The sequence below is a fragment of the Streptomyces sulphureus DSM 40104 genome, from assembly GCF_000381025.1.
Classification (GTDB): Bacteria; Actinomycetota; Actinomycetes; order Streptomycetales; family Streptomycetaceae; genus Streptomyces; species Streptomyces sulphureus.
This window is the reverse complement of the sequence record NZ_KB905815.1, coordinates 410,219-427,090: the sequence shown is the minus strand read 5'-3', so window position 1 is coordinate 427,090 and position 16,872 is coordinate 410,219. Positions and strand designations below refer to the sequence as shown.

The window sequence follows — 16,872 nt, the reverse complement described above, 5'->3', positions numbered from 1 at the left end:
CGCGTCGGCTCAAACCGCCGCGCCCGCCGCCGACTTGGCGCGGTACCGCACGCGGCAGGGGCTCTTCGGCCACTTCGTCGTCGAGCCCGGCACGGGGAGCACGGGCGAGTCGAGGAGCTCGAGTTCGTAGTGGCGGAGGAGGAGGGTGAGGACCGCCTCCATCTCGAGGTGCGCGAAGCGTTCGCCGAGGCATCGGTGCAACCCGCCGCCGAAACCGATCAGTTCGGGGGTGCGCTCGCCCGAGCCCTTGAGGAAGCGCTCGGGCCGGTAGGCGTCGGGCTGCCGCCACTCCTCGGGCAGCCGGTGCGTGAGCGCGGGGGAGACGAGGACGAGCGAGCCGTGGGGGATGAGCCAGCCGTCGACGGTCAACTCCCGCCGTGCGCGGCGCATCAGCATCGGCGCCACCGGGTGGAGGCGCTGCGTCTCCTTGAGCGCGGCCGCGAGGAGCGGCAGGCGGTGCAGGTCCTTCGTGGTGAGGGGCGCCGACGCGCCCTCGCCGAGGCCCGCGTCCCGCTGTTCGGCGCGGACGCGGGCGAGGTGCGCCGGGTGTTCGAGCAGATCGACGAGGGCCCAGGCGAGGTGCCCCGTCGTCGTCTCGTGCCCGGCCCAGAGGAACATGAGGATCAGGTTGACGAGGACCGCGTCGGGCACCGGCTCCCCGTCCTCGAAGTGCGAGTCGACCAGAGTTTGCAGGAAGTCCGGCTCCTGCCAGGGGTGTTGGCGCCGCCGGCGTACGAGGGCGAGGACGTCGCGGCGGAGGGAGTCGCGGGCCCGCCTGCTGCGCAGCAGGTGCGGCGCGGGTACCCAGCCGGGCAGGACGGGGTCGAGGCCCTCGGAGAACCGGCGGAAAGTGGGGAAAAACCCCCTGATCCGCTCGTTGACGTCGGCACCGAGGAACGCGTGCGCCGAGATGTGCATGACGGTCTCGCCCAGCGTCTCGACGAGCTCCATCTCGCCCTCGCCCCCGAGCCGGGCCATCAGCGCCCGCGCCTCGGTCTCCATCCGGCCGAGGTAGGAGTCGAGTTGGCCGGCCCTGAAGCGCGGCAGGACGAGCTCGCGCTGGCGCCTGTACTCCTCGAACTCGGCCCAGAAGAAGAAGTCGGGGCCGAACATGTGCTTGAAGAAGGGGTACGAGGCCCGGATCGAGAGGTCGTCGTCCGGGGCCTTGAGCATCCACCCGCTGTACTCGGAGCCGAGGAGCGCCGTCGCCTGCCTGTTGCCGAGGCGGAAGCTGAACGCGCGGCCGTGCTCGGCCTGTCCGCGGCTGAGGACGGCGTACGGGTCGCGGAGGAACGGCGCCGCGTGCCCGACGAAGGGGCGGGCACCGGAAAGCTGCGGGGGCCGGACAGCGTGCGGCATGCGGCTCCTCACGTCGTGGACGGGACGTGCCGTGCGGTGTTCACCTGCTGACCTGCGAAGGGAGTTGTGCCGCCCCGCGGATGCGCGGCGGAGGGAACGGGACGATTGTCGGCGGGCGCGTCATCCCAGCGCAAGGACGACGAGTGCGGCCGTCCCCGCCGTCTCGGCCACGGCACCGAGCACGTCACCCGTCACGCCGCCGAGTCGCCGCCCGGAGTGCGCCAACAGCGCCTCGGCAGCCGCGAGTCCGAGCACCGCGGCGGCGGCGAACTGCACGACCGGCGCCCACCCGAAGAGCGCCCCCGTCGCCGCCGCGGCGAGCGCGACGACTGCGGACGTCGCGTACGCGGTCCGTGCGGGGACCGTCTCGGCGACCGCGGCCCCCAGCCCGTCGGGCCGTGCCGCCGCCACCCCGCCGCGCGTCGCCAGCGTCAGCGCCGTACGCGCCACCACGGCGGCGACGGCGCCCCCGGCCGCCCCGTACGCCCAACCCGCCGCGTACATCTGGCTCAGCGCGGCCACCTGCCCGCCGAGGACGAGGACGAGCGTGACGGTGCCGAACGGCCCGATGTCCGAGCGCTTCATGATCTTCTGCGCCTCGTCCGCCGGCTTGCCGCTCCCCAACCCGTCGGCGACGTCGGCGAGTCCGTCGAGGTGCAGCCCCCTGGTGAGGACGGCGCCGACCGCGACGGTGGCGAAGGCGGCGAGAAGCGCGCCCGCACCGAGCACCAGCAGCACGCCGGCGACGGCGGCGGCGAAGAGCCCCACGACGAGGCCGGCGAGGGGCGCGCACACCATGCCCTTGCGCGCCGCCTCGCGGTCCCAGCGCTCGACCCGCACCGGCAGCACCGTGAGCGTGCCGAACGCGAAGCGGACGCCGTCGAGAAGACGGGCAGGCTGCGGGTGCGGCGGTATGTCGTCCATGGCAGGACGGTACCGGTCGGGGGCGTCAGGTTGCGTCGAGCGCTGCCCCCGCCGAGGGCTCCTCCGCGTCCGACGCGCCCTCCACTTCGGGGAGTTCGGCGGCGAGCGCCGCCGCGGCGCGCACCACGGGGAGTGCGAGGAGCGCGCCCGCGCCTCCGCCGACGCGCAACCCCTGGTCGAGCACCGGGTCGAGCGCGACGCGGTCGAGCGCCTTCGCCTGCGCGGGCTCGTCGGTGACGTGCCCCGCGACCCACCAGTCGGTCGCGCGGAACGCGATCCGCTGCCCGACGAGGGCGCACGCCGCCGAGACGACGCCGTCGAGCACCACGGGCGTGCGCCGCACCGCGCACTGGAGGAGGAACCCCGTCGCCGCGGTGAGGTCGGCGCCGCCGATCGCCGCGAGGAGCTTCAACTGGTCCCCGAGGACGGGGCGCGCACGGCGCAGCCCGTCCCTGATCGCGGCGCACTTGCGCATCCACGCCAGGTCGTCGATCCGGCCGCCGCCCCTGCCCGTCACCACGGAGGCGTCGGTGCCGCAGAGCGCGGCGATCAGGGTGCCGGCCGCGGTGGTGCCGCCCACGCTGACGTCGCCGAGCACGACGAGGTCGGTGCCGGCGTCGGCCTCCTCGTCGGCGACCGACATCCCTGCGCGGAAGGCGAGTTCGGCCTCCTCGGGGGTGAGCGCGTCCTCGACGTCGAACCGGCCGGAGGAGCGGCGCACCCGGTGCGCCGTGACCTCGGAGGGAAGCTGCGACGGGTCGCAGTCGAGCGAGGTGTCGACGACGCGGAGCGGCACCTGCGCGTGCCGTGCGAGGACGGCGGCCGGCGCGTTCCCATCGAGCATCTCGCGCACCAGCGCGACGGCGGTGCCCGCGGCCCGCTTCGAGACGTCGAGCTCCGCGACCCCGTGGTCGCCGGCGAAGACGACGAGCCGCGGGTGCGAGACGGGGGTGGGAGGGACGCGCAACTGCCCGGCGCTCAGCCACTCGCCGAGCTCGTCGAGGCGCCCGAGCGCCTCGGGCGGCAGCCCCGTCCGCGCCCGCCGCTCCTCGGCCTCGCGCCGCAGGCCGCCGCCCGGGCGCTCGATGAGGTCGGAGAACTCGTCGAGGTGGAGTCCGTGGTCACTGGTGCCGTCGCTCATGGGGAGTGAGCGTAGCCGCTGCACGCCTCCCGTGTTCCGCCCCGCCGCCCCTCGGCGCGCGCTGCGGCCAACCACCCGAGCCGGTACGGGTGTTGGCGCGTCAGCGCAGGACCGTGGGGAGCCCGGCCACCACCAGCAGCACGTGCTCGGACTCGCCCGCCACAGCGGCGTTGAGCCGCCCCAGCTCGTCGCGGAACCGCCGCCCCGAGGGGCTCGCGGGCACGACACCCTGCCCCGTCTCGTTGCTGACGTTGACGACGGTGCGCCGCGTAGCGCGCAGTGCGGCGACCAACTCCTCGCGGCGCGCGCCCAGTTCGGCCTTGCCGCGCTTGGCCCAGAGCGAGTCGTCCCAGGCGCCGATCTCGTCCATCGTGCGCGTCAGCCACAGCGAGAGGCAGTCGACGAGCAGCGGCGGCCCCTCGGCCTCCAGCAACGGCACCAGGTCGTACGTCTCCTCGGTGCGCCAACTCGAAGGACGGCGCTCCCGGTGCGCGGCGATGCGGCTCGCCCAGTCCGTGTCGTCGGACCTGCGCCCAGCGGTGGCGACGTAGACGACGTCCGGCCATGCCGCGAGCCGTCGCTCGGCCTCGACCGACTTGCCCGAGCGCGCCCCGCCGAGGACCAGCGTCCGCCGCGGCAGCCCGGGCGATTCGGGGTCCCAGGGGTACGCGCCGACGGTGACGGTCGTGCCGTCGGGCACCGCGCGCGCCCCCGCAGCGGCGAGGCGCCGGCGGAGTTCGCGCCCCGGTGGCACCGTGTCGTCGAGGTGGACGGCGAGCACGTCCGTGGAGGAACCGACGAGGCCCGCCTCGCGCAACCGTGCCAGCGCGTCGGGCCGCCCCACGACGTCGAGCACCGCGGTCTCGCACTCGCCGACCTCCTGCTCCGCCGGCGCGGCCGGAGCCGCACCGGGCGGGAGGTAGAGCAGCCGGGCGCCCTCGGGCCCCGTCACCAGGTAGCCGGTGCCGGGCGAGTCGAGCGCGAGGGCCCGTACCCGGTGGCCGCTGATCAGCGCGAGGTCCTGCCCGTCCGGCACTCGTACCGGCGCCGGCAGTCCGGCCGGCACCCCGAGCGCGGGCCCTTCGTGCGGGTGCGAGAGCAGGACCTGCCGTACGCCGGTGAGCGAGTGGCCGGCCCGCGCGGCGGCGAACGCGGGTCCCGGCGTGAGGTCGAGCAGCAGCGTGCCGTCGACGAGCAGCGAGGTCGCCGCCCTCGCCTCCGGCCCCACGGCCGTCGAGCAGTTGGCGCAGGGGCAGTCGACGCGGGGCAGGCCCTCGGGAGCCGCGGTGCCGAGGAGTGTGAGTTCCACGCCCCGATCGTCCCCTGCCGGCCGGGGCCGTGCGCGCCGGGCCCCTCTTCTGCTGCGCGCCCGGGGTACCGGCGCCGTACCCCGGGGAGCGCTTAGGCTGCGGACAGCACGTATCGCAGAGTGCGGGGAGGCACCGATGGCATGGACGTGGCGGTTCGAGAAGACCGACGGCACTCAGGTCGAACCGGCCGTGGAGCCCGAGGAGTTCACCACCCAGGGCGACGCCGAGTCGTGGCTCGGTGAGGCGTGGCGCGACCTCGTGGAGGGCGGTGCCGACCAAGTGGTGCTCGAGGAGGACGGCACGACCGTCTACGGGCCGATGAGCCTCCACGCCGAGCAGGCGGCCGAGGGCTGACCGACCGGCCCGTGCCCGCGTGCGGGCACGGGCCGTGCGTCATCCGCGGACCGCGCAGAGGTGGAGCCGTCCCGCGAGCCTGCGGTACGGCTCCGTGCGCCCGGCGCGTTCCTCGACGGCGAGCAACCGCTCGTCGTCGGCAGGGGCGTCCTCCGCCGCGAAGACCTCCACCCCGAACCAGTTCTCCACCGGGGTGCCGATCCTCTCCAGCAGCGACTCCAGCTCCGCGACGCCGAGGAGCGGCCGGTCCCGGCCGTCGAATTCGGCGAGCGCGGCGTCCCACCGGCCGGCGCGTGCGTGCGGGATCGGCGCCGCGAGGGCGTTCTCCACCACCAGCGAGAGCAGGCCGCCCGAGTCGAGGACCCGGGCCAGACCCGCGAGCGTGGTCGACGGGTCGGCCTCCAGCGGCAGCGCGTCGTGGCAGAGGACGAGGTCGAAGGTGCCGGGCAGGAAGTGGGCGCCCGTGTCCTGACCGCCGGCCGCGAGCGTGCGGAAGCGCTCGCGTATCCCCTCGGGCTCCGCCGATACGGCACTCTCCACCTGCGCGAGCCGCTCCGGATCGCTCTCCAGGCCGGTCACCCGGTGTCCGGCACGGGCCAGGCGGAGCGCCTGCGTCCCGTGGCCGAGCCCGACGTCGAGCACCCGCAGCCTGCGACCCACCTCGAAGTGGGCCGCGATCTGCGCGTCGAGCTGCCGGGCGACCAGCTCCTGCCGGATCAGGGCCGTTCGCCGCGAGCGACCTGCGGCTTGGGCAGGCGCATCCGGCGGAGCTGGAGGGTCCGCATCAGCGCGTAGGCTACGGCGCCGCGCTTCGGCTCGTCGGGGTACTTCTCGCGCAGCCGGCGCTTGAGGCGGATCGCGATGCCGACCGAGTCGATCACGATCAGCACGATCACGAAGAGCCACAGCAGCAGCGAGATGTTCTTCAACTGCATCGACGGCATCATGCTCAGCACGAGGATGACCACGGCGATCGGCAGGAAGAGCTCGGCGACCGTCCAGCGGGAGTCGACGAAGTCCCGTGCGAACCGGCGCACGGGGCCCTTGTCGCGGACGGGCAGGTACCGTTCGTCACCGCTGGCGAGCGCCTCGCGCTGCTTGGCGAGGGCCGTCCTGCGCGCCTCCTTCTGGCGGCGTGCGGCGTCCTTGCGGTTGGCCGGCGCCTTCGTCAACGACCTGCGCTGCGGCTGGGCCTCGTTGCGCTTCGGCGTGGGGCGACCCTTCGGGGCCTCCGGGTCACGGGGCTGCGTGGGCTCGGCGTCGACGGGCGTCGAGACCTGCCCTTCTTTCGTACGGCTTCGGAACACACGACAAGGGTACGGTGTGCCGCGCGACGCCTCCCGACTGCATAAGGGCACGATCCGGCAACACCGTGTGCAGCAGCCGACGCTGCGCGGTGCGGCTACTCCCCGCGCCTGACGCGCACGCGGTTGATCGTCCTCAAGGAGGAGCCGATCAGGGCCCGGACGGTGCGGTAATGGAAAGCGGACCCGTACCCTTGGGTCCCAGTAGATGTGCTGAGGCGTCGAGTCGGTCAGTCGAGTCGTTACGAAGGGGGCGCTAGAGGCCCATGAGCGGTGTCATGAAGCGTATGGGGATGATCTTCCGTTCGAAGGCCAACAAGGCCCTGGATCGGGCCGAGGACCCTCGCGAGACGCTCGATTACTCGTACCAGAAGCAGCTCGAGCTGCTTCAGAAGGTCCGCCGCGGCGTCGCCGACGTCGCCACCTCGCGCAAGCGCCTCGAACTCCAACTGAGCCAGTTGGAGCAGCAGTCGGGGAAGCTGGAGGAGCAGGGGAAGAAGGCGCTCTCGCTCGGCCGCGAGGATCTGGCACGGGAGGCGCTCTCCCGTCGTGCGGCCCTCCAGCAGCAGGTGACCGACCTCCAGACCCAGCACGAGACGCTCCAGGGCGAGGAGCAGAAGCTCACCCTCGCCGCGCAGCGCCTCCAGGCGAAGGTCGACGCCTTCCGCACCAAGAAGGAGACGATCAAGGCCACTTACACGGCGGCCCAGGCGCAGACGCAGATCGGCGAGGCGTTCTCCGGCATCTCCGAGGAGATGGGCGACGTCGGCATGGCCGTCCAGCGTGCCGAGGACAAGACGGCCCAGATGCAGGCCCGTTCGGGAGCCATCGACGAGCTCCTCGCCTCCGGCGCCCTCGACGACCAGACGGGCACGGCGAAGGACGACCTCTCCGCCGAGCTCGACCGCATCTCCGGCGGTTCGGACGTCGAACTCGAACTCCAGCGGATGAAGTCCGAGCTCGCCGGCGGCGACAGCGGCGGCGGGCAGCAGGCGATCGAGGGCGGCCAGCAGGAGAGCCCGAAGTTCGACAAGCAGTGAGGCACCGGGCGGCCCGCTTCCCGGGCCGCACCCCGTCCACCTCCCGCGCGGTCGGAGCAGGCCGCAGCGGACCGACCCGGCAAGGCCCCGAGGGCCCCGCGCGAGAAGGAGACCCGACGTGATCGTACGGATCATGGGGGAGGGCCAGGTGAAGCTGGACGACAGCCACTTCGCCGAGCTCAACAAGCTGGACGACGAACTCCTGGAGGAGATGGAGACGGGCGACGGCCCGGGGTTCCGCCGTACCCTCCAGGCGCTGCTCGACGCCGTGCGCCGCCTCGGCGCCCCGCTCCCCGACGACGCCCTCGAACCGTCCGAGCTGATCCTCCCGTCCCCCGAGGCGAGCCTCGACGAGGTGCGCGAGCTGCTCAGCGACGACGGACTCATCCCCGGCTGACCGCCGCCCGCCGCACGCCTCTTCCGTGACCACTACGCAGAGCGCAGGCGCACCGCTTGAGTCCGTGCGCCGGTGGCTGCGGGCGCACCCGCTCGCCGTGGACGCGCTCCTCGCGGCGGTGGTCTTCGTCGCGATCCTGCTCGGCGCGGCCACGGAACCCCACGGCCCGGACGGCAAGCCCCGGTTCGGCGAGCGCGAGGTGGGCGCAGCGTCCGTGGTGCTCGCGGCGCTCGCCTCGGCCGCCCTGCTGCTGCGGCGCCGCGCCCCGCTCCGGGTGCTCTGCGTCACCACGCTCGTCGCCACCCTCGCGCTCGTCCTCGACGCGCGGAGCGATGCGGGCGCCGAGCACCTCGCGCCGGTCTTCCTCGCCGCCGCCGTCTCGCTCTACACGGTCGCCAACCGCACGGACCGCGCGACGAGTCTGCGCGTCGGTGCCTGGACGGTCGGCGTGCTCACGGTCGGGACGCTGCTCTTCGGACCGCGTCCCTGGTACATGCAGGAGAACCTCGGCATGCTCGCCTGGACGGGGCTGGCGGTCGCGGCGGGCGACGCGGTGCGCAGCCGGCGGGCGTTCGTCGACGCGATCAGGGAGCGGGCCGAGCGGGCCGAGCGGACGCGGGAGGAGGAGGCGCGGCACCGGGTCGCGGAGGAGCGGATGCGGATAGCCAGGGAGCTCCACGACGTCGTCGCGCACCACATCGCGCTCGTCAACGTGCAGGCGGGCGTCGCCTCGCACGTCATGGAGAGCCGCCCGGACCAGGCGAAGCAGGCACTCTCCCAGGTACGCGAGGCGAGCCGGCACGCGCTCGGCGAACTCCAGGCGACGGTGGGCCTGTTGCGCCAGTCCGGCGAGAGCCGCGCGCCGACGGAGCCGACGCCGGGGCTCGACGTCCTCGGCGACCTCGTCGACGGGTTCCGCCGCGCCGGTCTCCACGTCGACGTCGAGCTCGACCTGGCGGAGGTGCCCGCGTCCCGCGGCGAGAGCGGCACCCTGCCCTCGGCCGTCGACCTCACGGCGTACCGCGTCGTGCAGGAGGCGCTCACCAACGTGCAGAAGCACGCGGGCACCGGCGCCCGCGCCGAGGTCCGCATCGCAGCCGCCGACGGAGCCGTCGAGGTCACCGTCGAGGACGACGGCGCGGGCGCGCCGGCCACCGCGGGCGCGGGCGAGGAGGGCGGCGGGCACGGGCTCGTCGGGATGCGGGAGCGCGCGGCCGCGCTCGGTGGAAGCTGCCGGACGGGACCGCTGCCGCACACCGGGTTCCGCATCCACGTCCGGCTGCCGCTCGAGGGCGGCGCGCACGCACCGGAGGTGCACTGACGATGATCCGCGTCGTACTCGCCGACGACCAGGCGCTGTTGCGCAGCGCCTTCCGCGTCCTCGTCGACTCGGAGGAGGACATGGAGGTCGTCGGTGAGGCGGCCGACGGTGCCGAGGCGGTGGCGCTGGTGCGCGAGCGCGGCGCGGACGTCGTCCTGATGGACATCCGCATGCCGGGCACCGACGGTTTCGCGGCGACGCGGGAGATCAGTGCGGAACCGGACCTGGCCGAGGTGAAGGTCGTCGTCCTCACCACCTTCGAGGCGGATGACTACGTCGTGCAGGCGCTGCGCGCCGGCGCGTCGGGGTTCCTCGGCAAGGGGGCCGAGCCCGCCGAACTCCTCGCCGCCGTACGCACGGCGGCGCGCGGCGAGGCGCTGCTCTCGCCGTCGGCGACGAAGGGGCTCATCGAGCGCTTCCTCTCGCAGAGCCCTCACCCGGCGGCACCGCACGTCGAGGAGGGAGGGGAGGAGCGCTGGAACGCGGCGTCGCTCCAGGCGCTCACGGTGCGGGAGCGGGAGGTGCTCGTCCTCGTCGCGGGCGGCCTCTCCAACGACGAGATCGCCGCCCGCCTCACGGTCTCGCCGCTGACGGTGAAGACCCATGTCAACCGCACCATGGCCAAGTTGAGCGTACGGGACCGCGCGCAGCTTGTCGTCGCCGCGTACGAGAGCGGACTCGTCAGCCCGCGGCGGTAGGGCGGAGCTCAGTACTGCGCTCGTAGTACATGGCCGCGGCAAGAAGGGCACCGGGGGCGGACCGTCCCGCCGCGGCGATGGTGGAGGGTATAGGGGGCGCTCAACTGCGCCCGCGTGCGGTGCCGTTGCCGCACGGGACCGAACCCGAACCCCGAGAGAGGGCCGGCCGCACATGACCTGGCTGTCCAGAATCAGCCTTGTACAGCGGGGGTTGATAGCGCTGATGGCCGTGGTCGCCGTCGCCTTCGGCGCCATCGCCATCCCCCAGCTCAAGCAGCAGCTTCTGCCGTCCATCGACCTGCCCATGGTGTCGGTGATCGCGCCGTACCAGGGCGCCTCGCCCGATGTCGTCGAGAAGCAGGTCGTCGAACCGCTCGAGGACGGCATCCAGGGCGTCGACGGTGTCACGGGCGTCACCGCCACGGCGAGCGAGGGCTCGGCCGTCGTGATGGCCCAGTTCGACTACGGCGACCGCTCGGAACAGGTCGCCTCCGACATCGAGAAGGCCGTCAACCGGGCACGTGCGCAGCTCCCCGAGGGTGTCGACCCGCAGGTCGTCTCGGGCGGCACCGACGACATCCCGACGGTCGTGCTCGCCGCCACCTCCGAGACCAAGGACCAGCAGGCGCTCGGCAAAGCCCTGGACACCGCCGTGGTACCGGAGTTGAAGGAGATCGACGGCGTCGGGCAGGTCACCGTCGACGGCGTGCAGGACCAGGTCGTCGCCGTCACGCCCGACGACGCGAAGCTCGCGCGGGCGCAGCTCACCCCCGCCGACCTCTCCAAGGCCCTGGAGGCCGGCGGCGCCTCGGTGCCGGCCGGCGCATTCGATGAGGACGGCAAGAACCGTACGGTGCAGGTCGGTTCGGGCTTCGGCTCCCTCAAGGAGATCGAGCAGCTCCAGGTCCCGGGCGAGGGCGGCGACACGGTCGCGGTCGGCGACGTCGCCTCGGTCCGCCAGGTCTCCGACACCGCCACCTCGCTCACCCGCACCAACGGCGAGCGCAGCCTCTCCGTCGCGATGACGATGGACACCGACGGCAGCGCGGTCGGCATCTCCGAGTCCGTCGAGGAGAAACTCCCCGAGCTGCAGCAGGCGTTGGGGGCAGGCGCGCACCTCTCGGTCGTCGCCGACCAGGGTCCGCAGGTCTCCACGTCGATCGAGTCGCTGACGACGGAGGGGCTCCTCGGCCTCGTCTTCGCCGTCGTGGTCATCCTGATCTTCCTCCTCTCGCTGCGGTCGACCCTGGTGACGGCGGTCTCGATCCCGCTCTCCGTGCTGCTCACGCTCATCGTGCTGTGGACGCAGGACCTCTCGCTCAACATGCTGACGCTGGGCGCGCTGACGATCGCCATCGGCCGCGTCGTCGACGACTCGATCGTCGTCCTGGAGAACATCAAGCGGCACCTCGGCTACGGCAAGGAACGGCAGCGCGCCATCCTCGACGCCGTCAAGGAGGTCTCGGGCGCCATCACCTCCTCGACGCTCACCACCGTCGCCGTCTTCCTGCCGATGGCTTTCGTCGGCGGGATGGTCGGGGCCCTCTTCGGCGGGTTCTCGCTCACCATCACCGTCGCGCTCCTCGCGTCGCTGGTGGTCTCGCTCACCGTCGTGCCCGTGCTCTCGTACTGGTTCCTGCGGGTGCCCGCGTCGCACCGCGGGCTCAGCCCCGAGGAACAGCAAGCCAAGGCGGAGGAGCAGGAGGCAAGGAGCAGGCTTCAGCGGATCTACGTGCCCGTGCTGCGCTTCGCGACCCGGCGCCGGGTCACCAGCCTGGTGATCGCCGTCGCCGTGTTGCTCGGTACGTTCGGCATGGCTCCGCTGCTGAAGACCAACTTCTTCGACCAGGGCGAGCAGCAGCAGCTCACCGTCGACCAGGAGCTCGCGCCCGGCACCAGCCTCGGCGCGGCCGACCGTCAGGCGAAGAAGATCGAGAAGCTCCTCGAGGGCCTCGACGGCGTGGAGGAGTACCAGGTCACCGTCGGCTCCTCGGGCATCATGGCGGCCTTCGGCGGCGGCACCGACACCAACCACGCCTCCTACCAGGTCAAGCTCGACGAAGGCGCGGACGCCGACGCGCTCCAGGACGAAATCCGCAACGGGCTCGACGAGTTGGGCTCCTCGGCCGGTGAGACGAAGGTCGCCGCCGGGGACGGCTTCAGCGGCCAGGACCTCAGCATCGTCGTCAAGGCGGGCGAGCGCGACGCGCTCACGAAGGCGTCCGAGCAGGTGCGCAAGGAGGTCGCGGGCCTCGACGGCGTCACCGACGTCACCAGCGACCTCGCGCAGTCGGTGCCGCGCGTCTCGGTCACGGCGAAGGACTCGGCTGCCCGGTTCGGCCTCAACGACGCGGCGCTCGGCCAGGCCGTCGCGCAGGCGATCGGCGGCACCAAGTCCGGCACCGCCGTGCTCGAGGACACCGAGCGGGACATCATGGTCCGCTCCGCCGAACCGGCCACGACCGTCGCCGAGTTGAAGAAGCTGCCGGTCGGCAAGGCGAAGCTCGGCGACGTCGCCGAGGTGCGCACGGTCGAGGGCCCCGTCCAGATGACGCGGATCGACGGCGCCCGCGCGGCGACGATCACCGCCAAGCCGACGGCGGAGAACACCGGGGAGGTCGCGACGGAGCTCCAGTCCGCCGTCGACGGGTTGGACCTCCCGAACGGCGCCTCGGCGGAGATCGGCGGCCTCTCGCAGGACCAGGACGAGGCGTTCGCCTCGCTCGGCCTCGCGATGCTCGCGGCGATCGCGATCGTCTTCATGCTGCTCGTCGCCACGTTCCGGTCGCTGATCCAGCCGTTGATCCTGCTGGTGTCGATCCCGTTCGCGGCGACGGGTGCGGTGGGGCTGCTGGTCGCCACCGGGACGCCGATGGGCGTGCCGGCGATGATCGGCATGCTGATGCTCATCGGCATCGTCGTCACCAACGCCATCGTCCTGATCGACCTCGTCAACCAGTACCGCGACCGCGGCTACGGCGTGATCGAGGCCGTGATCGAGGGCGGCAGGCACCGGCTGCGGCCGATCCTCATGACGGCGCTCGCCACGATCTGCGCCCTGACGCCGATGGCGCTCGCCGTCACGGGCGACGGCGGCTTCATCTCGCAGCCGCTCGCCGTGGTGGTGATCGGCGGCCTGATCACCTCGACGCTGCTCACGCTGCTCCTCGTGCCGACGCTCTACGCGATGGTCGAGCTCCGCAAGGAGCGCAGGGCGGCGAAGAAGGCCGCGAAGCGCGCCGGGACCGAGCCCGGCTCGGGCGAGGGCGGCGAGGGCCAGGGCCCGTCCGACGGCGGCCCGGAGGGCGGCCCCGGCGAGCAGCCGCGCGAGCCCCAGCCCGCGGGTGCGGGTTCCGCCTAGTCCGCAGGACGCCCATGCGGCCCCGTTCCGGCGCACCGCCGGGGCGGGGCCGCGTCGTTCAGAGGAAGGCGTCCGACGGAACGTAAGGGGAGGGCGGCCGCATCCCCCGCACGCAGACGAACCCGGTTGCCTCCAGCGGCAGTTCGGCACGGACTCCGACGTCGAGGGCCCACTGCTGCTCAGCGGTGAGACCGTGGACGCTCGCCCGGGACCCTTCGGGCAGGCTGAGCAGTGCCGCCGAGAGCAGCCGCACGGCGAGCCTGCGCGACGTCGCCGCGAGCAGCTCCACCTTGCCGCGCTCGGGGTCGACGTAGCAGTACCCGCTCCCCGCGAAGTCGTCGGCGACGAAGAGGGCGCTCTGTCGCAGCAGCAGCTCGTGGTCCGCACCGTGCGCGCCGCCGCGCACGAGCCGGTCCACGGAGTCCCTCAGGTCCCGGTGCTCGCCGCTCCCCTCGACGACGCCGTCCGGCGGGGGAAGCCCAGCGCGTCCGCTCGCCGTGAGCGTCCCCTCCAGCCGCACCGTCGGGTGGAGGGCGAAGCCGGCCCGCACATAGCTGCGGGCCGCCGCCGGGTGGTGCGAGCAGCGGACCATCCCGCGCAGGCATCCGCGCCCGTACTCCCTCGTGCGCTCCAGCAGCGCCTTGCCGACGCCCCGCCCCCGGGCCTGGGGCACGACGGCGAGGAGCGCCAGCCCCCACGTTCCCTCACGGATCGCCGACTGCGCGGCCCCCACCGGGCGGCTGCGCCCGCCCTCGTGCACCTCGGCGATCCAACTCCCCGCCGGATCGGTGCGCACGAGGTGCCGCGCCCTCTCCCGCCACCGCCCGGCCCGGCGGCGGGCGGCCGCTTCGGTGGGCGGCTGCCCGTCGAGCGCGTTGCCCGGGGAGAGTGCGGCGACGGCGAGCGAGCGGAGCAACTCCGCGTCGTCCTCACTGTCCTGGACGGGGCGCAGCAGCATGCGTCGAGATTAGGCGGTGCGGCCGCATCCCGACGATGCGAGGTGACGAAGCTTCCTAGGGCAGTGCCAGCATCCGCTCCAGGGCGAGCTTGGCGTAGTGCTCGGTCTGCTCGTCCACGCTGATCCGATTGACCGTCCGGCCCTCCACGAGCGACTCCAACGCCCAGACGAGGTGCGGCAGGTCGATCCTGTTCATCGTGGAGCAGAAGCAGACGGTGCGGTCGAGGAAGACGATCTCCTTGCCCTGCTCCGCGTACCGGTTGGCGAGCCGGCGGACCAGGTTCAGCTCGGTGCCGATCGCCCACTTCGAGCCGGCGGGCGCCGCGTCGAGTGCCTTGATGATGTACTCCGTCGAGCCGACGAGGTCGGCGGCAGCCACGACCTCGTGCTTGCACTCCGGGTGGACGAGGACGTTGACGCCGGGGATGCGGGCGCGCACGTCCTCGACGGAGTCGAGCGAGAAGCGTCCGTGCACCGAGCAGTGGCCGCGCCAGAGGATCATCCGCGCATTGCGCAACTCCTCTGGTGCGAGGCCGCCGTTGGGCTTGTGCGGGTTGTAGACGACGCAGTCCTCGAGGGACATGCCGAGGTCCCGGACCGCGGTGTTCCGGCCGAGGTGCTGATCGGGGAGGAAGAGCACCTTCGAGGGAACCTCGCCGTCCTCGGGAACCTGTGCGAAGGCCCACTCCAGGGCGCGGCGCGCGTTGGAGGAGGTGCAGATCGTGCCGCCGTGGCGCCCGGTGAACGCCTTGATGTCGGCCGAGGAGTTCATGTACGAGACGGGCACCGTCGCCTCGTCCACGCCCGCGTCGGTGAGCGCGTCCCAGCACTCGGCGACCTGCTCAGCGGTGGCCATGTCCGCCATCGAGCAGCCGGCCGCGAGGTCGGGGAGGATGACCTGCTGCGCGTCGGAGGTGAGGATGTCGGCCGACTCGGCCATGAAGTGGACGCCGCAGAAGACGATGTGCTCGGCGTCGGGCCGCGCCGCCGCGTCCCGGGCGAGCTTGAAGGAGTCGCCCGTCACGTCGGCGAACTCGATGACCTCGTCGCGCTGGTAGTGGTGGCCGAGGATGAAGACCTTCTCGCCCAGCTTCTCCTTGGCGGCGCGCGCCCTGGCGACGAGGTCCGGATCGGAGGAGGCCGGCAGTTCGCCGGGGCAGTCGACGCCGCGCTCGCTCGCCGGGTCGGCCTCGCGCCCGAGGAGCAGCAGCGCGAGCGGGGTCGGGGTCACGTCCATGGGCTGGGCGGTGTTCACGGCACCCACCCTTTCTCTGTGAGGTCTGCTGGCCGCACGGGTCTCGCGGGCCAACTCTGAGGGCTCGGGAGGGGCGTGTGTGACATGGCCCCTTTTCGTCTAAGTGACGCGATCCATGATAGCTGCTTCACGTCACCTCGACGATGCCCCTAGCGTCGAAGTGACGCGTTCCCGCGCCACCGTCTCGTGTGCGAGCATGAAGAAGCGGCAGAACAGCAGAACGTCTCAGGACCCCGTGGGCTCCGAGAAAACGTCGGAAACTCGTGCCGTGCCTGGAATGAATCCGGGGCACCGTCGGTTGACAACTGACGGTAAAGAGCAGTCCGTACAACCCGGGAGAGAGTGCATGTCCGTTTCGGACGAGACCGCTGTAAGCGAGGGCATCATCCTGTCCGACGCCGCCGCGGAGAAGGTCAAGAGCCTGCTCGACCAGGAGGGGCGCGACGACCTCGCGCTGCGCGTCGCGGTGCAGCCCGGCGGCTGCTCCGGCCTGAGGTACCAGCTCTTCTTCGACGAGCGCTCGCTCGACGGCGACGTGGTCAAGGACTTCGGTGGCGTGAAGGTCGTCACCGACCGCATGAGCGCCCCCTACCTCAGCGGCGCATCCATCGACTTCGTCGACACCATCGAGAAGCAGGGCTTCACCATCGACAACCCCAACGCCACCGGCTCCTGCGCCTGCGGCGACTCCTTCCACTGAACGAGCGCGACGCCGGGTGCAGCCACCCGGCCGCAGCCGTCACCGACGAGGGCGGCGGGCTCCCCCCACCAGGAGCCCGCCGCCCTCGCCGTCTTTCCACCCCGGCTTCCCCAGTCGCCGGGGAGCTGGCGGGCCGCGGCCCTCAGCCTGCGGCCGACCGCGGCAGCGGGTTCCCGCTGCGCGCGTCGATCACCTCGCGCTCACCGAGCCCTCCTTCGAGTGCGACCTTCACCGAGCGCTTCTTCGCCATCTTGATGCAGACCTTCTTCGAGTCCTGCTTCTCCGGCTTCACTGCGACGGTGACGCGCTCGTCCGTCTCCTTCGCCTGCGCCCGGTACTTTTCGCAGACACCGCCGGTGAAGGTGACCGTGAGCGTCCGTCCGTCGACGCGGTACGAGTCGACCGCCCGCCACGGCTTCCCCTTCTCCGGCTTCCGGTCCGCACCCGCCTCGCTGCCCTTGCCTGCGCCCGCACCCGGGCCGACGTCGGCTCCGGTCTGCTCCTGGGACCCGGAGGCTCCTTGCGGCGGTTCGGAGGAATTGTTCGCCGCGGCGGCCCAGTAACCGCCGCCGCCGGCGAGCAGTACCGCGGCGGCCGCCGTCGCGACGAGGCCGCGCCTGCGCCCGGACTGCCGGCTCCCGGCGGCCGGTTGGGGCTCGTCGTCGCTGGCAGGCTGGGGGGAGTGGTCTGTCGTAGGCACGCCGTGCTCCTTCGGCCTCGCTTGCTCTTTCCGTCCCCCTCGAAGGGGCG

General features: G+C 72.8%; 16 protein-coding genes. 7 read left to right on the top strand and 9 right to left on the bottom strand.

Annotated elements, in window-relative coordinates; translation table 11 throughout:
- Positions 1-9: 9 nt before the first annotated feature.
- The 4 genes from F603_RS0109980 to F603_RS0109965 all read right to left on the bottom strand — a co-directional run bounded on the left by F603_RS0109980 (position 10) and on the right by F603_RS0109965 (position 4,733).
- Positions 10-1,359 (bottom strand): cytochrome P450, encoded by a 1,350-nt coding sequence (locus tag F603_RS0109980; protein WP_019545865.1) that lies wholly within the window; start codon positions 1,357-1,359, stop codon positions 10-12.
- A 120-nt stretch (positions 1,360-1,479) separates the two neighbouring features.
- On the bottom strand, positions 1,480-2,283 hold the full coding sequence (locus tag F603_RS0109975; protein WP_019545864.1) for an adenosylcobinamide-GDP ribazoletransferase: 804 nt from the start codon (positions 2,281-2,283) through the stop codon (positions 1,480-1,482).
- 25 nt (positions 2,284-2,308) lie between these two features.
- A complete protein-coding gene (locus tag F603_RS0109970) occupies positions 2,309-3,424 on the bottom strand; it encodes a nicotinate-nucleotide--dimethylbenzimidazole phosphoribosyltransferase (RefSeq protein WP_019545863.1) in 1,116 nt (371 codons plus the stop codon).
- Between the two features lie 100 nt (positions 3,425-3,524).
- The gene (locus tag F603_RS0109965; RefSeq protein WP_019545862.1) at positions 3,525-4,733 is read right to left on the bottom strand and encodes a bifunctional adenosylcobinamide kinase/adenosylcobinamide-phosphate guanylyltransferase; all 1,209 of its coding nucleotides are present in this window, start codon (positions 4,731-4,733) and stop codon (positions 3,525-3,527) included.
- Positions 4,734-4,869: 136 nt separating this feature from the next.
- On the opposite strand from F603_RS0109965, the gene F603_RS0109960 reads away from it, so the two are divergent.
- Complete coding sequence (locus tag F603_RS0109960; RefSeq protein ID WP_019545861.1) at positions 4,870-5,088, top strand: hypothetical protein; 219 nt, start codon at positions 4,870-4,872, stop codon at positions 5,086-5,088.
- A 39-nt stretch (positions 5,089-5,127) separates the two neighbouring features.
- Here F603_RS0109960 and F603_RS0109955 read toward each other — a convergent pair whose 3' ends face one another.
- Together F603_RS0109955 and F603_RS0109950 are read right to left on the bottom strand one after the other, a co-directional pair.
- Positions 5,128-5,748 carry a methyltransferase domain-containing protein gene (locus F603_RS0109955; RefSeq protein WP_245600738.1) on the bottom strand — a complete coding sequence of 207 codons (621 nt, stop codon included), beginning with the start codon at positions 5,746-5,748 and terminating at the stop codon, positions 5,128-5,130.
- A gap of 56 nt (positions 5,749-5,804) precedes the next feature.
- Positions 5,805-6,395, bottom strand: coding sequence for a DUF3043 domain-containing protein (locus tag F603_RS0109950; protein ID WP_019545859.1), 591 nt, complete (start codon positions 6,393-6,395; stop codon positions 5,805-5,807).
- A 263-nt stretch (positions 6,396-6,658) separates the two neighbouring features.
- Here F603_RS0109950 and F603_RS0109945 point away from each other — a divergent pair, with 263 nt between their 5' ends.
- The 5 genes from F603_RS0109945 (at position 6,659) to F603_RS0109925 (ending at position 13,209) form a co-directional block, all read left to right on the top strand.
- Positions 6,659-7,432, top strand: a complete 774-nt coding sequence (locus F603_RS0109945) for a PspA/IM30 family protein (RefSeq protein ID WP_211231056.1) — start codon at positions 6,659-6,661, stop codon at positions 7,430-7,432.
- A 118-nt stretch (positions 7,433-7,550) separates the two neighbouring features.
- A complete protein-coding gene (gene pspAA, locus F603_RS0109940; RefSeq protein WP_016906909.1) occupies positions 7,551-7,829 on the top strand; it encodes a PspA-associated protein PspAA in 279 nt (92 codons plus the stop codon).
- Between the two features lie 64 nt (positions 7,830-7,893).
- Positions 7,894-9,150: a sensor histidine kinase gene (locus tag F603_RS0109935; RefSeq protein WP_019545857.1), complete on the top strand. Its 1,257-nt coding sequence runs from the start codon at positions 7,894-7,896 to the stop codon at positions 9,148-9,150.
- 2 nt (positions 9,151-9,152) lie between these two features.
- Positions 9,153-9,848, top strand: a complete 696-nt coding sequence (locus F603_RS0109930; RefSeq protein WP_019545856.1) for a response regulator transcription factor — start codon at positions 9,153-9,155, stop codon at positions 9,846-9,848.
- A 172-nt stretch (positions 9,849-10,020) separates the two neighbouring features.
- Complete coding sequence (locus F603_RS0109925; RefSeq protein WP_026328292.1) at positions 10,021-13,209, top strand: efflux RND transporter permease subunit; 3,189 nt, start codon at positions 10,021-10,023, stop codon at positions 13,207-13,209.
- A gap of 58 nt (positions 13,210-13,267) precedes the next feature.
- On the opposite strand, the gene F603_RS0109920 is transcribed toward F603_RS0109925, so the two are convergent.
- Entirely contained in the window at positions 13,268-14,167 is a 900-nt protein-coding gene (locus F603_RS0109920) for a GNAT family N-acetyltransferase (RefSeq protein WP_019545854.1), read from the bottom strand.
- 55 nt (positions 14,168-14,222) lie between these two features.
- Positions 14,223-15,404, bottom strand: a complete 1,182-nt coding sequence (nadA, locus tag F603_RS0109915; protein WP_051096181.1) for a quinolinate synthase NadA — start codon at positions 15,402-15,404, stop codon at positions 14,223-14,225.
- Between the two features lie 364 nt (positions 15,405-15,768).
- Here nadA and F603_RS0109910 point away from each other — a divergent pair, with 364 nt between their 5' ends.
- Positions 15,769-16,122: a HesB/IscA family protein gene (locus tag F603_RS0109910; protein ID WP_019545852.1), complete on the top strand. Its 354-nt coding sequence runs from the start codon at positions 15,769-15,771 to the stop codon at positions 16,120-16,122.
- 142 nt (positions 16,123-16,264) lie between these two features.
- Here F603_RS0109910 and F603_RS0109905 read toward each other — a convergent pair whose 3' ends face one another.
- Positions 16,265-16,822, bottom strand: coding sequence for a hypothetical protein (locus tag F603_RS0109905; RefSeq protein ID WP_019545851.1), 558 nt, complete (start codon positions 16,820-16,822; stop codon positions 16,265-16,267).
- Positions 16,823-16,872 lie beyond the last annotated feature (50 nt).

Coding starts and splice junctions, on each gene's coding strand:
- F603_RS0109980 (WP_019545865.1), bottom strand. CDS start 1,359: ATGCCGCACGCTGTCCGGCCCCCGCAGCTTTCCGGTGCCCGCCCCTTC.
- F603_RS0109975 (WP_019545864.1), bottom strand. CDS start 2,283: ATGGACGACATACCGCCGCACCCGCAGCCTGCCCGTCTTCTCGACGGC.
- F603_RS0109970 (WP_019545863.1), bottom strand. CDS start 3,424: ATGAGCGACGGCACCAGTGACCACGGACTCCACCTCGACGAGTTCTCC.
- F603_RS0109960 (WP_019545861.1), top strand. CDS start 4,870: ATGGCATGGACGTGGCGGTTCGAGAAGACCGACGGCACTCAGGTCGAA.
- F603_RS0109945 (WP_211231056.1), top strand. CDS start 6,659: ATGAGCGGTGTCATGAAGCGTATGGGGATGATCTTCCGTTCGAAGGCC.
- F603_RS0109930 (WP_019545856.1), top strand. CDS start 9,153: ATGATCCGCGTCGTACTCGCCGACGACCAGGCGCTGTTGCGCAGCGCC.
- F603_RS0109925 (WP_026328292.1), top strand. CDS start 10,021: ATGACCTGGCTGTCCAGAATCAGCCTTGTACAGCGGGGGTTGATAGCG.
- F603_RS0109920 (WP_019545854.1), bottom strand. CDS start 14,167: ATGCTGCTGCGCCCCGTCCAGGACAGTGAGGACGACGCGGAGTTGCTC.
- nadA (WP_051096181.1), bottom strand. CDS start 15,404: ATGGACGTGACCCCGACCCCGCTCGCGCTGCTGCTCCTCGGGCGCGAG.
- F603_RS0109910 (WP_019545852.1), top strand. CDS start 15,769: ATGTCCGTTTCGGACGAGACCGCTGTAAGCGAGGGCATCATCCTGTCC.